This window comes from Streptomyces sp. NPDC111656, from assembly GCF_055656965.1.
Map to the genome: position 1 here is coordinate 258403 of NZ_JBVKCA010000014.1, position 13092 is coordinate 271494.

The window sequence follows — 13092 nt, forward strand, 5'->3', positions numbered from 1 at the left end:
CGCGAACAGAGCAATGTGAAGGCTCGAAGAGCCAGCATCGAGGACCAGTACGTGACCATCAAGGCTCTCGTGGGAGCGGTCAGCACTCATCACACACCTCCAGTGCTCTCGCGTCCTCCGGCACGGTGCGCCCGCCACGCAGCAACGGGCCCGTACAGGTTCCCCGCCACCGCTTCGCGCCACTCCGGCAACGCAGAGTGACGACCTGCCAGGTCGTGTCGTTGATGAACCCGACGGCCGCGGTGGCGAACGTCCGCCGGGGCGCGCGAGCTGCCCCGGCACCCGGATCGGGATGCCGGGGCAGCTCGCGTGCAGGGTCCCCGGGAACACCGCCCAGGGGCGGTTGGCGCGCACCATGCCCAGGACCAGGCGGACGTGCGCAGCCCTGGCCCTGGCACCGCGTAGCACTCGTGCCTGGACTCCTCCGCGGGCGCGGGACGGCCGGCGACGAGGGAACCAGAGGCTCTTCGTCCTGCGCGGCCTGTGCCTGACGACGCCGGCCACCGCCTGCCGCTCCCGGCGCCGCAGACGCCGGGAGCCGAGGGCGGGCAGCGAGATCAGTGCGACCCTGTGCTCAGGGTCGGCCTCGGTGCGGACCGGGTTGTGCTCCGCCCGGCTCGGCAGGTCGGTGAGGAAGACGCCGATGTTCCCAGTCGCGGTCCTCCAGGCGGGTGCCGACGTTTCGGCCACGTCGGACACGTCGCCTGCTCGTTCGCCGCCAGGGGCGCCGTCGGTGTCCGCCTGCCAGCGGATGCCCCTGGCGGTGCGGCGGCGCGGTTCCTCCCGCAGGCCGGGGGCGAGGTCCCGGACCGTCTCGGAGGGCAGACCCCGGGTCGACGCCAGGACGGGCCGCAGGATCCTGCCGTTCGTGTCCGCGTCGGGCTGCCTCATAACCCCTGTCCTGCCGCCGGGTAGGCCTCGGTGATGTCGCGCCTCGCCGCTTCCCCCAGGCTGCCACCACAGGGAGGGGTCCGCTCGTCCACCCGTTCGGCAGCATGCCGCGCCTGCGGACCGGGGCACCCCTAGCATGCTGACTGTGCGACCCATTCTCCCGAAGATCGAGGGCGGCCGGGTACAGGGCCTCCTGCAGCTCATCGAGGACGGCATCCACCTCGTCGTCGCGACGCTCCTCGTACTGCTCGCGGGGCTCCTGACCGTCGGGGTCGTCCACGACGTCATCAGGTCGATCCAGGGGCCGTACCGCGAGGAGACGGTCGTTCTCTCCGCCCTTGACAACGGCCTTGTGCTGTTCATCGTGGCCGAGCTGCTCCACACCGTCCGCCTCACCATCAGGAACCAGACCCTCGACGCGGAGCCGTTCCTCGTCGTCGGCCTGATTGCCGGCATCCGCAAGGTGCTCATCGTGACGGCCGAGGCGGAGAAGTCCTTCCGGTGGAACGTCGAGGGGATCGAACTGCTCATCCTGGCGGGGCTGATCCTCGTGATGGCGACAGCGGCGTACGTGTGGCGGCGCTCGACGCGGCCGGGAGACTACTTCCCGCTCCAGGAGGCGCGGCGCTCCCCGTCGCCGGCGCCGTCACCCACCCCGGGGCGCGGGTCCTGATCCGTCACCTTCCGCCGCCACGGCCGCCCGCACCCGCTGCTCCTCGCGAGCGGAGCCGACGTCCCGTTCCAGGCGTGTGCGGCTAACGGCCGTCGCGAGGTCCTCCAAGGCTTGCTTCTGCAGTTCCGCCCCGCGCCGCACCACCGGGCTCCGGTCCCCGGCGGCGGCGCCCTCCCACGCGTGGAGCGCCTCCTCCACGCGCCCCCAGTCCGGATTCCTGTGCTCGCGCACGTCGACTGCCGCCTGCTCGGTGTCCGCCTCCAGGGCCTCGGCGAACCGCTCCGCCTCGGAGACGAAACGGCTGTCGGCCCGCGGGACGTGGCTCTCCATGAGCATCGCCGCCCGGCCGAACCCCTCGAGCGCCTCCTGCGCCTCCTGCGCCTCGCGCGACGTCAGACCCCTGGGGCGGACCGGTTCCTGCCTTGCCCGGTCGTATGCCTCCTGCCAGGCGGCACGTGCCTCCCTGCTCGCCAGCAGTGCCCTGCGCATGTCGGCGTGATGCTCCCGGGTCGGTTCGGCGTAGTTGCGGAGCACCGCGGCCGCGTAGCGGCCGTTGGCGGCGAGCCAGTCCGCAAGCCGGCCCGGCAGCCGGGGTGTCTCCCATGCGGGGAACACCACGTAGGCCAGCATCGCCAGGGCCCCGCCGAGCAGGGTGAGCACCACCCGCTCCGGGACCGTCTGCTCCCACGCCTGGCCGCCCATACCGAGCAGGAAGACGACGTACGCGGCAGTGAAGCACTGGGAGTAGGCGTAGCCGGTACGGTTCAGCGTGTACGACAGGCCCGCCGAGACCACCGCCAGCGCGCCGAACACATGGGCGTCCGGGCCCAGGGCCCGCACCATCCCGGTGGCGAGCGCGACCCCCGCCAGGGTCCCGGCGAGACGGGCCACCGCGCGCGCGTACGTCCGGTGGAAGTCCGGCCGCATCACCATCACCGAGGTGATGGGCGCCCAGTAGCCGTGGCCCAGGGGGAGCCGGGCGGCGATCAGGTAGCCGAGCGTGGCCACCGCCGCCAGGCGGACGGCGTGCCGGAACACGGGCGAGTCCCGGCGGAGCTCACGGCGGACCGCCCGGACGACGACCGGGACCAGCCGGAACATTGTCGGGCGCACCAGGAACTGGGCGCTCGTCGAGCCGGGCGGCGCGGGCGTCCTCCCGGAGACGCTGCCGCTCCCGGCGATCTCCAACGCCTCGCCGAGCAGTTCCACGAGCCGCTCGGCGGCCTGCCGGGCGGGCCCCTCCAGTACTTCGTGCTCCTCGTCGACGCGCAGGACGTCCGTGCTCCTGGGCGGCACCTCGGCGGGAGTGCCGCGGCGGATTGAACGGGCGGCCGCATCCAGGACGTCGGCAGTTGCGTCGAGCAACTCCCGCGCGCGGTCCCGCCCGGGTCCCTCCGCCGGGGCGCCGACGTCCGGGTCGGCGAGCGCGGCGACGACCGGCCGAATGCGCTCGGCGAGTCCCCGGGGGCCGTGGAGGACGGGGGGACGGGTGCGGGCCTGTGATGGCGTCACGGCGGCCGCGTCCCGGGCCGTCATCAACGGCTCCGGGTCGAACGGGGCGGTCGGGTCGTGCCGCAGCCGGCGTGCGTAGTCCGCCACGGCGGCCAGGGCGTCGGCGAGCGCGTCACGATGCGCCCCCCAACGGCGGATCGGGAACAGCAAGATCAGCACGGCCTGCGCCACGCCTCCGAGCGCGATGACCCCGGCGTGCTCCAGGGCTCGCCCGATGCTCGTGGGAAGGGTGATGGTCACCAGCATGCTGCCGACGGTCGTCGCTGCGACGATCCCAGCGGTCGATCCGACGGCCCATGCCATTCCCGCGGCAAAGGCCCATACGGCCAGCAGTGGGAGGAACGTCACGAGTCGTCCCGCCGCCAGGTAGCCCACGAAGGTGCTGAGCGCCAGACCCGCGCCCGCGCCGAGCGCGATCACCTTGCGTGGACGCCAGGTGCGCTGGAAGGTGGCCCCACCCGCGGAGTAGGCACCGAGGGCGGCGGACGCGGCGTATGCAGGGGAGACCAGCCACAGCGCCGGCCCGATGACGATCGCCACCCCAGCAGCCGTGCGCAGCGCGAGCAGGGGCTCCAGCCGCGTCTCCTCGATCGTGAGCCCGGATCGCACGACCTCCCCGAAGGCCCGCAGCCACGTCACGGGTGCGAGCCTAGCCGGAACGCCCTGCCGGGTCGCGTCGGCTGCGCCGCCGCCTCCTGGCGGCGCCGCGCTCGGCAGACGCGCGAGCCCGGGCCGACCTACACCCACAAACCGGCACCCTCGCGTACAGGGCGATCGATGACCACACCCCCAGCGCCGCAGGTTCACCCGCAGCGGCCGCGGCTCGACGTCGTCCTCGTGGCCGATCCGGGATGGCCAACGGAGGTCGCGAAGCGACTGAAGAAGGGTGACGGACCTGCCCTACCGGGACAACACGCGCCCCGTCATGGGACGCCTTGGCCTGGCAGGGCAATTCAGGGAGGCGAATTGGTCCCGACATGCGCATGCGTTCGCGCGCCCCCGTCGGCCAGGCTGACTGGGAAGCCCAGGCGCCAGGAGCCACCCCGGCGCCCGCAACCGGAGGTTGCCGTCATGACCGTGATGTCCATCGCCAGGTTCGAAAGGTTCTTCCGCGCGGCCGCGGGGCTGGACGTCGACAAGAACGATCTCAAGCGCTACAGCGACTTCGTCGACGCCAAGCTCTACGATCTGCTGACCGTCGCCCAGGCCACTGCGAAGGCCAACGGGCGCGACATCATCCGGACCTGTGACCTACCGATCACGAAAGGCCTGCAGGAGAGCATTCACCACTTCCAGAAGATCGACCAGGAAGTAGAACTTAAGCCGATCCTGGAACAGCTCGCCACCCACCCCGCTCTGGACCGCACGCCCGACGAGGAGACCGAGGCGGCCTATCCGGACATCATCGGCGGACTCAGCCTGGCCCTTGCCCAGAGCTTCAAGATCCTCCACCCCGACCTGAAGAACCCCCAGACCCAGCACTGGGACGAGGCCCGAGCCCTCTTCGACCTCCTGCTGTGAGTGGCGACCGGACCAGGCGGTGCAGGCCAAGGCCAAACAGCGTCAGCGCGCCCTGCTTCCTCGGCTGCCACAGCGATCCTGCTGGGCCGCCGCAGGGCCTCGTCCACGGGCAGGGCGCTGCCAAGAGCGGTCGTGACCTCCGCCAGCAGCGCCAGGCGGTCCAGAGCCCGCTGCAGCGCCGCGTCCACGTCGAACTCGTCCTGCGGTGGAGCGCAACGCCCGACGCGCGCTGGGCAAACAACCCTTGGGGCGGCTGACGCACCTGGTCGGTGAGCCGGCCGAGACCGCGGCGGGCACCCGCCGGCTGCTGGAGCAGACCGCCGTGCGGCTTGCGGGGATCCGCACGATCCCCGACCGGCTGGTGTCGTCAGCCGATTCCGATCCCGAAGCCCGACCAATCCGCAAGGGCAAGCCCCAGCACCCCAGACTGATCGGCCCACATCTCGGGTGTCGGAGAGCTCAGATTGTGGCGGCTCGACCTCGCAGGGATCATCGAAGGCATGGACAGGAACATGTCCGTCGGGTCCGGGGAGCAGCTGCTGGAGGAACTGGTCATAGCAGCCCAGCTGGCATCACCTGCGGAACTTCCCGTGGTCCTGAACCGGTATGCCGGGGCCATAGGTCTGGGCAGGGCCGTTATCTATCTGGTCGACATCCAGCAAAGACTGCTGGTGCCGCTTGTCGAAGGCGAGCCGGAACTGGAGCTCGACACTTCGCTGGCCGGATGGGCCTACCGCACCGACTCTCTCCGAGTGGAAGAAGGCCCCTCCGGCGGGCTGAACGTATGGCTACCTCTGGCCGACGGAGCGGAGCGGCTGGGCGTCGTGGAGCTGAACATGAGCACCCTGGACGGGCTCAAGCTACGGCGCTGTCGAACGACGGCGCTGCTCCTCGCACTGATCATCACATCCAAGCGCACCTACAGCGACGCCATCGCGCAGCGCATGCGTACCAGGCCGATGCACCTGCCCACGGAGATGGTGAGGGCTTATCTCCCTCCCCGGTCGATCGGCACCGGGCGGGTCGTTTCGACGGCGGTTCTGGAGCCTGCGTACGAACTGGGCGGCGATGCTTTCGACCATGCGTTCACCGAGGACGTTCTACACGCCACAATCCTTGACGGCATGGGGCACAACCTTGCGTCCGGACTTGCCACCTCTGTCGCCATGGCAGGCTGCCGTAACGCCCGGCGCAGCGGGGCAGACCTGAACGAACTCGTGGGCACCGTGGACGAGGCGCTGGCGAAGTGGCTTCCGGAGCAGTTCTGCACGGGTGTCTTCACCCAGTTGCACATGCCCACCGGTGTGCTGCGCTGGTGCAACTGCGGCCACCCGCCTCCGTTGCTGATCCGTCGCCACCGCCTGCTCCATAAGGCCTTGGAGCGGCCACCTGAGCCTCCTTTGGGTCTGCCCGCCAGTCTCGCCGGGACCGCCCGTCAGATGCACGACGTCAGCCTCGAACCCGGTGACCGAATACTGCTCTACTCAGACGGCGTCGTGGAGTCACGCGATGATGCAGGCGAAGAGTTCGGCCTGGAGCGCTTCACCGACTACATCATCCGGTCGACCGCAGCGGGGCAGAGCGCCCCGGAAGTGCTGCGCCTGCTCATCCATGCCATCCTCGAGCATCGGCACAACAAACTCAGCGACGACGCCACGATCTTGATGTTCGAGTGGCAGCCCCCTGATCCGTGATCGCAAGAGCCGGCTTCGACGTCGATGTCCTTGCTCTTGACGCCGGGGAGTTCGATCTCGACGTGGAAGGCGTCGTCGGACTCCGTGACATCCGCCAGGGTTTCCACGCGACGCTGGCGCCGCGCCTCCCACCGTGGATTCGATTAGTCCGCTCATCTCGCTGAGCAGTTGGTCGAACTCTGTCAGCGGATTGCGCGCCCAGCCAAGGGGCCTGTCCTGCCTTGCGCCACCGCGGTGGTGCCGGACGGGCGTGGTCGTTCCCATCGCCCCTTCTCCTTCTCGTGATCTCGTCGCCCGATGGGTGTCATGCGAGCCAAGCGGACTCCTTCGGACGGGTGTGCGGGGAGCTGTCGGTGCCGCCGGGCGCGGCCGTGTGGCCCAGGTAGCGGTGGACGAAGTGGATGCTCATCGCGCCTTCGCCGACCGCGGAGGCCACACGCTTCACCGAGCCGCTGCGGACGTCGCCGGCGGCGAAGACGCCAGGCAGGCTGGTCTCCAACGTCAGACAGTCGCGGCCCTGGCTCTGCCACAGTTCGGGAACGGAGCACGCCTGCGCCTCCGTGCCGGTGAGCACGTAGCCGCGCGCGTCGAGGGCGAGCGCGCCGGACAGCCACTCGGTGTGAGGGTCTGCGCCGGTGAAGACGAACAGGGCCCGCACCGCGAGGTGGCGATGCTCGCCCGTACGGTGGTCGACCACGGTGACCGCCTCCAGCGCCTTGTCGCCGAGTGCCTCGGTCATCTCGGTTTGCAGCAGCACGCGCACCCGCGGGTGGCGCTCGATCTGATCGATCAGGTAGCGAGACATGTGCGCCTCGAGGCTCGGCCCACGGACGAGCAGATACACCTGCGGTGCGTACCCGGCCAGGAAGAGCACGGCCTGGCCCGCGGAGTTGCCGCCGCCGACCACCGCCACCGGGTCGGTACGGCACTGCTGGGCCTCGTAGACCGTCGCCGAGTAGTGGACGCTCGCGCCCTCCAACGGCTCGATGCCGGGCACATGGAGGCGGCGGTAGCGGGCGCCGGTGGCCAGGACGACGGTACGGGCGGTGATCTCGCTGCCGTCGGCGAACCCGACGGCGTAGTGGCCGTCCCGCCGTTCGAGCCGGGCCGCCTCCGCCGGGACGCTGATCCGGGCGCCGAACTTGCCCGCCTGGAGCACAGCACGCTCGGTGAGTTCGGCGCCGGAGATGCCGGAGGGGAAGCCGAAACAGTTGTCGATGCGGGACGACGTCCCGGCCTGGCCGCCGGTGGCCAGCGCCTCGACCACGGTCGTGCCGAGGCCCTCCGAGGCGGCGTTCACCGCGGCGGCGAGACCGGCCGGACCGGAGCCGACGATCAGGAGGTCGCCGCGGCCGTTGCCCGATTGCAGGGGCGGCAGGCCGATGAACCGGGCCAGTTCAGCGTTGCTCGGATTGCGCAGCAAGGTCGTGTCCCGCCAGATCACCAGCGGCGTCTGCTCCGGACCGACCGCGAAGCGGCGCAGCAGCGCCTCGGCCTCCTCATCCGTCTCCAGATCGATCCAGCGGTGCGGCAGCCGGTTGCGGGCGGCGAACTCGCGCAGCCGCCGGGTGTCGGGCGAGTAGCGCGAGCCGATGATGCGGAAACCGGCGCCCTGCCCGACGAGCAGGGCACGGCGGCCCAGGCAGGCGCGCAGCACCACATCACCAAGGATGGAGTCCCGGGTCACCAGGTCACGCAGCTGATCCATGGACAGGGCGAGGATCTCGCCGGGGTCCCTGACCACGGCGGTGTAGAAGGCCACCTGTCCGTTCAGGAGGCCGAGTTCGCCGATGAAGCGCCCAGGGCCGTGCACACGCAGCAGGCGTTCACCGGGTGTGCCGTAGCCCTCGACGATGGCGACCGAGCCACTGAGGACGACGTAGAACGTCTCGCACCGCTCCCCCTCCCGGATCAGCACGTCACCGGCATCAACCACGCGCCTCCGGCCATGCTGCGCCAGGCGGGCCATCTGGTCGTCCGACAGGCGGGGATAGGCGCCGTAGATGTCGGGGGTCTCGAAGGGGACGCTCTCCTCCACCTCGTCCGGCACCGGCACTGCGCCCGGCCGCGTCTCGTCGCCGGGCATCACACGAACGCCTCGTGGACGAAGCACCACCGCCAGTCCTCGCCGGGCTCCAGCGACGCCACGATCGGATGGCCGTCGGCGGCGGCGTGACGGCGGGCGTGCCGGTTCGGCGAGGAATCGCAGCAGCCGACGTGGCCGCAGGTCAGGCAGAGCCTGAGGTGGACCCAGGGGGAACGCGTGGCCAGGCATTCCTCGCACCCCGGGGCGCGCGGGGTGACGGGGCGTACGAGGGCGAGGTGGGGGTCGGTCCGTACGGTCATGGCCGATCACCCTTTCCCGGCCGGTTCGCGGCCCGCGATCGACTGCTCCACCCACCGCCGCAGGGCAGGGGCAGGTGCGGCACCCGCCTGCCGGGCGATGGTCTGTCCTTTGTCGAGGACCAGCAGCGTCGGTACCGCCTGGACCTCGAACCGCCGCGCCAGGCGCGGGTTCTTGTCGATGTCGACCTTGACCAGCTTGATCGTTCCCGCGAGATCGGCGGCGACCTTTTCCAGCGCGGGGCTCACCATGCGGCAGGGGCCGCACCAGGTGGCCCACAGGTCGACGACGACGGGCACGGTGGCCTGCTCGACGACCTCGGTGAAGTCGTCGTCGCCCGCGTCGGCCATCCACGGTAGGGGCTGCTTGCAGTGGCCGCACCTGGGGCGACCCTCGGCGGCCACGGGTACCCGGTTGGTGCGCCCGCAGTTGGGACAACTGACGGTTGTCGCCTGCATCGTGCTCATGCCGCTTGCGCTCCCTTCACGTCCTCGGGCTGGTCGTAGGTGACCACCAGCTCTGCGTGTTCGGCGTCGACGCGGACCGTCGCGCCGTCCTGGACGTCGCCGCGCAGCAGGGCGCGTCCGACCAGTGTCTCGACCTCGTGGGAGATGTAGCGGCGCAGTGGCCGGGCCCCGTACACCGGGTCGTAGCCTTGGTGGGCGATCACTTCCCGGGCAGCGGCGGTGAGTTCGACGGTGATGCGGCGTTCGGCGAGCCGCTGCCGTAGTTCGTCGAACTGCAGCTCCACGATCCGCTCGATCTGCCGCTCGCCGAGCGGTTTGAACAGCACGATGTCGTCGACGCGGTTGAGGAACTCCGGGCGGAAGTGCCCGCGCAGCTCGCCCATCACCAGGGCGCGGGCGTCGGGCTTGATTTCACCGTCGGCGGTGGCGCCGTCGAGGAGGTGCTCGGAGCCGATGTTGGACGTCATGATGATCACGGTGTTGCGGAAGTCGACGGTGCGGCCCTGGGCGTCGGTGATGCGGCCGTCGTCGAGGATCTGCAGCAGGGTGTTGAAGACATCGGTGTGCGCCTTCTCGATCTCGTCGAACAGCACGACCGAGTACGGCTTGCGGCGTACGGCCTCGGTGAGCTGGCCGCCTTCCTCGTAGCCGACGTATCCGGGCGGTGCGCCCATGAGCCGGCTGACGGTGTGCCGCTCCTGGTACTCGCTCATGTCGAGGCGGACCATGTTCTCCTCGGAGTCGAACAGAGTCCGGGCGAGAGTCTTGGCCAGCTCGGTCTTCCCGACGCCGGTAGGGCCGAGGAAGATGAACGAGCCGATGGGGCGGCGAGGGTCACGGATGCCGGAGCGGGCGCGGATGATGGCGTCGGTGACGAGTTTGACGGCTTCGTCCTGGCCGATGACGCGCTCGCGCAGTATCTCGTCGAGGCGCAGCAGTTTCTCGCGTTCGCCCTCCTGGAGGCGGGCGACTGGGATGCCGGTCCAGGCGGCGACGATCTCGGCGATCTCCTCCTCGGTGACGACCTCGCGCAGCAGCCGGTTCTGCCCTTGTTTGGCGGCCAGTTGCTCCTCTTCTGCGGCGAGTCGGCGCTCCAGTTCCCGGAGTCGGCCGTAGCGGAGTTCGGCGGCGCGGTTGAGGTCGTAGGCGCGTTCGGCCTCCTCCGCCTCGTGGCGGACCTGCTCCAGTTCCTGGCGCAGTTCCTGCACGCGGCGGATCGCCTGCCGTTCGGCCTCCCACTGGGCGTGTTTGGCGTCGGCCTCGCCGCGCAGGTCGGCCAGTTCCCTGCGCAGCTCCTCCAGGCGTGTTCTGCTGGCGGGGTCGGTCTCCTTGGACAGGGCCGCCTCCTCGATCTCCAGGCGGGTGACGCGGCGGGTGATCTCGTCGAGTTCGGCGGGCATCGAGTCGATCTCGGTACGCAGCCGGGCGCACGCCTCGTCGACGAGGTCGATGGCCTTGTCGGGCAGGAACCGGTCGGTGATGTAGCGGTGGCTGAGGGTGGCCGCGGAGACCAGCGAGGTGTCCTGGATCTTCACGCCGTGGAAGACCTCGAGGCGTTCGCGCAGTCCGCGCAGGATGGAGATGGTGTCCTCCACACTCGGCTCGTCGACCAGGACCTGCTGGAAGCGGCGTTCGAGGGCGGCGTCCTTCTCGATGTGCTGGCGGTACTCGTCGAGGGTGGTGGCGCCGATCATGTGGAGTTCGCCGCGGGCGAGCATCGGCTTGAGCATGTTGCCCGCGTCCATGGCCCCTTCGGCGGCGCCCGCGCCGACGACAGTGTGCAGTTCGTCGACGAAGAGCAAGATGCGCCCCTGGGCGGCCTTGACCTCGCTGAGCACGGCTTTGAGGCGTTCCTCGAACTCACCGCGGTACTTGGCGCCGGCGACCAGGGAGCCCATGTCGAGGGCGAACACGGTCTTGTCGCGCAGGCCCTCGGGGACGTCGCCGCGGACGATGCGCTGGGCGAGGCCCTCGACGATGGCGGTCTTGCCGACGCCGGGGTCGCCGATGAGGACGGGGTTGTTCTTGGTCTTGCGGCTGAGGATCTGGGTGACGCGGCGGATCTCCGCGTCACGGCCGATGACCGGGTCGAGCCTGCCGTCCCTGGCCTCGGCGACGAGATCGCGGCCATACTTCTCCAGAGCCTCGTAGGCCACTTCGGGGTTGGCGGAGGTGACGCGCTGGTTGCCGCGGACCTGGGTGAGCGCGCTCAGGAACGAGTCCGTGGTGATGCCGGCCTCCTTGAGCAGTCGCCCGGCGGCGGTTGAAGAGCCCTCCTCAGCCAGGGCAAGCAGGAGGTGCTCCACGGACACGTACTCGTCCTTGAGGCGTTTGGCCTCCCGTTCCGCGGCATCGAGCAGGCGAGCGAGGCGCTGGGTGACGAAGACCTGGCTGGGTGCCGCGCCGGGGCCGGTGACCTTCGGACGGCGGGAGAGCTCCTCGCGCACGGCCGCACGCAGTTCCTTCGGCTCGGTGCCCGCCTGTTGCAGCAACCGCGGGATCAGACCGTCCTCCTGATCGAGAAGTGCGAGCAGCAGGTGTTCCCCGTCGACCTCGGTGTGCCCCATGCGGACGGCCGCGGTCTGGGCCTCCTGGAGGGCTTCCTGGGACTTCTGGGTGAGACGGTTCATGTCCATGGGTGTGTTTCACTCCTCGTGCCGCGGCCGCGCAGGGCGGCTTCGAGCAGGCTGATGCGGTCGAGCAGGTCGAGCACCAGGCCGATGGATGCGTAGTTGAGGCAGAGTCCGGAGCGCAGCCGCTGGATGCGGGCGAGGACCGCCGGGGCCGTGGGGTCGAACACCAGGTGCCCCGCGTCGTCGCGTTCGGCGTCGACCAGGCCGAGGGCGACGAACCGGCGGATCAGATCGGGGTGGAGGCCCGAGCGACGGGCCACGGCGTCCAGGGAGAGCCTGGGGGCGGGCACGAGCGCGTACCGGACAGCCGTCGAGGCGCTGACGTCGGCGCCCGTTCGTACCGGACGGTCGCCCACGCCGGCCCGGCCGATGCCTGCCGCTCCCGCGGGTCGGTCGTTCATCGCGTCCTCCTGGGGTCGAACGAGGAGGTGGCGGCGAGCTCCTCGAACAGTTCGCGCTCCCGGTCGCCGAGGGTGGGCGGCACCATGATGCGGAGTTCGGCGTACAGGTCGCCGTTCGCGCCGCGCGGGTTCGGCATGCCCTCGCCGCGCAGCCGCAGCCGCCGGCCGCTGGACGAGCCCGCGGGCACCGTGACCTTGGCCGTGCCACCGCCGGGGGTGGGCACCGGCACGGTCGCACCGAGGGCCGCCTCCCAGGGGGCGACCGGGACCTGGACATGCACGTCGCGGCCGTCCAGCCGGAACCGGGGGTGGGGCTGGATACGCACCCGCAGGTACAGGTCGCCCGCGGGGGCGTCACCACTGCCCCGGCCGCCCTCGCCCGCCAGCCGGATGCGCTGCCCGTCGGTGACGCCCGGCGGCACGTCGACCTCGTACCGCCGCGGCTGCCCGGTGGGACCGGCGAGTGTGACGGTGCGGCGGCCGCCTCGGTACGCCTCCTCGACGGTGAGCGGCAGTTCGGCCTCCTGGTCCGCTCCGGGGACGCCGCCTCGGGCGGCGCCGGCTCCGAACATGGAGCCGAGCAGGTCCTCGATGTCGATGCCCTCCGCTCCGAAGTCCTCGCCGAAGCCGGTGGCGTACCGGACGCGAGGACCGCCCGCGCCCGCGGTCCTCCCACCGCGGAAGCCGCCGCCCGCTCCCGCCGCGACCCGTTCGTCGAAGTCCTCTGGGATCTTACGGAAATCCTCGCCGAAGCGGTCGTAGCGGGCCCGGGTCTTGGGATCGGACAGAACGCTGTATGCCTCGTTGAGGTCCTTGAAACGCTCCTCCGCCCCGGGGTCCTTGTTGACGTCGGGGTGGTACCTGCGGGCGAGTTTGCGATAGGCCTGCTGGATCTCGTCCTGGCTCGCGCTCCGCGACACGCCCAGTACCTCGTAGTAGTCCCGTGCCATCGCCGG

10 protein-coding genes and 1 pseudogene are annotated in these 13092 nt (G+C 70.7%); 4 read left to right on the plus strand and 7 right to left on the minus strand.

Annotation, left to right across the window (positions count from 1 at the left end; genetic code table 11):
- The first annotated feature begins 1027 nt into the window (after positions 1-1027).
- Positions 1028-1564: a phosphate-starvation-inducible PsiE family protein gene (locus ACZ7M3_RS34855; protein WP_472068620.1), complete on the plus strand. Its 537-nt coding sequence runs from the start codon at positions 1028-1030 to the stop codon at positions 1562-1564.
- Here the strand turns inward: ACZ7M3_RS34855 and ACZ7M3_RS34860 are convergent.
- Positions 1538-3715, minus strand: a complete 2178-nt coding sequence (locus ACZ7M3_RS34860) for an FUSC family protein (RefSeq protein ID WP_472068622.1) — start codon at positions 3713-3715, stop codon at positions 1538-1540. The two genes, ACZ7M3_RS34855 and ACZ7M3_RS34860, sit on opposite strands and share 27 nt — an antisense overlap.
- Positions 3716-4147: 432 nt before the next feature.
- On the opposite strand from ACZ7M3_RS34860, the gene ACZ7M3_RS34865 reads away from it, so the two are divergent.
- From ACZ7M3_RS34865 to ACZ7M3_RS34875, 3 genes and pseudogenes are all read left to right on the plus strand, one after another.
- Positions 4148-4597, plus strand: a complete 450-nt coding sequence (locus tag ACZ7M3_RS34865; protein ID WP_355588576.1) for a DUF1931 family protein — start codon at positions 4148-4150, stop codon at positions 4595-4597.
- A 202-nt stretch (positions 4598-4799) separates the two neighbouring features.
- Positions 4800-5033, plus strand: a pseudogene (locus ACZ7M3_RS34870) (ISNCY family transposase); the annotation flags it as partial.
- Between the two features lie 64 nt (positions 5034-5097).
- Positions 5098-6291, plus strand: a complete 1194-nt coding sequence (locus ACZ7M3_RS34875; RefSeq protein WP_472068624.1) for a PP2C family protein-serine/threonine phosphatase — start codon at positions 5098-5100, stop codon at positions 6289-6291.
- Positions 6292-6595: 304 nt separating this feature from the next.
- Here the strand turns inward: ACZ7M3_RS34875 and ACZ7M3_RS34880 are convergent, their stop codons facing one another.
- Genes ACZ7M3_RS34880 through ACZ7M3_RS34905 form a run of 6 tightly spaced genes read right to left on the minus strand, consistent with a single transcriptional unit; the run spans position 6596 to position 13086 of the window.
- Complete coding sequence (locus ACZ7M3_RS34880) at positions 6596-8377, minus strand: FAD-dependent oxidoreductase (RefSeq protein ID WP_472068625.1); 1782 nt, start codon at positions 8375-8377, stop codon at positions 6596-6598.
- Complete coding sequence (locus tag ACZ7M3_RS34885) at positions 8377-8637, minus strand: UBP-type zinc finger domain-containing protein (protein WP_075033266.1); 261 nt, start codon at positions 8635-8637, stop codon at positions 8377-8379. The genes ACZ7M3_RS34880 and ACZ7M3_RS34885 overlap by 1 nt, the downstream gene beginning before the upstream one ends.
- Positions 8638-8643: 6 nt before the next feature.
- A complete protein-coding gene (trxA, locus tag ACZ7M3_RS34890) occupies positions 8644-9102 on the minus strand; it encodes a thioredoxin (protein ID WP_355588582.1) in 459 nt (152 codons plus the stop codon).
- Positions 9099-11738: an ATP-dependent chaperone ClpB gene (gene clpB, locus ACZ7M3_RS34895; protein WP_472068626.1), complete on the minus strand. Its 2640-nt coding sequence runs from the start codon at positions 11736-11738 to the stop codon at positions 9099-9101. The genes trxA and clpB overlap by 4 nt, the downstream gene beginning before the upstream one ends.
- Positions 11729-12136 carry a chaperone modulator CbpM gene (locus tag ACZ7M3_RS34900; RefSeq protein WP_355588586.1) on the minus strand — a complete coding sequence of 136 codons (408 nt, stop codon included), beginning with the start codon at positions 12134-12136 and terminating at the stop codon, positions 11729-11731. Before ACZ7M3_RS34900 ends, clpB begins: the two co-directional genes overlap by 10 nt.
- On the minus strand, positions 12133-13086 hold the full coding sequence (locus tag ACZ7M3_RS34905; RefSeq protein ID WP_472068627.1) for a DnaJ C-terminal domain-containing protein: 954 nt from the start codon (positions 13084-13086) through the stop codon (positions 12133-12135). Before ACZ7M3_RS34905 ends, ACZ7M3_RS34900 begins: the two co-directional genes overlap by 4 nt.
- Between the last annotated feature and the right edge of the window lie 6 nt (positions 13087-13092).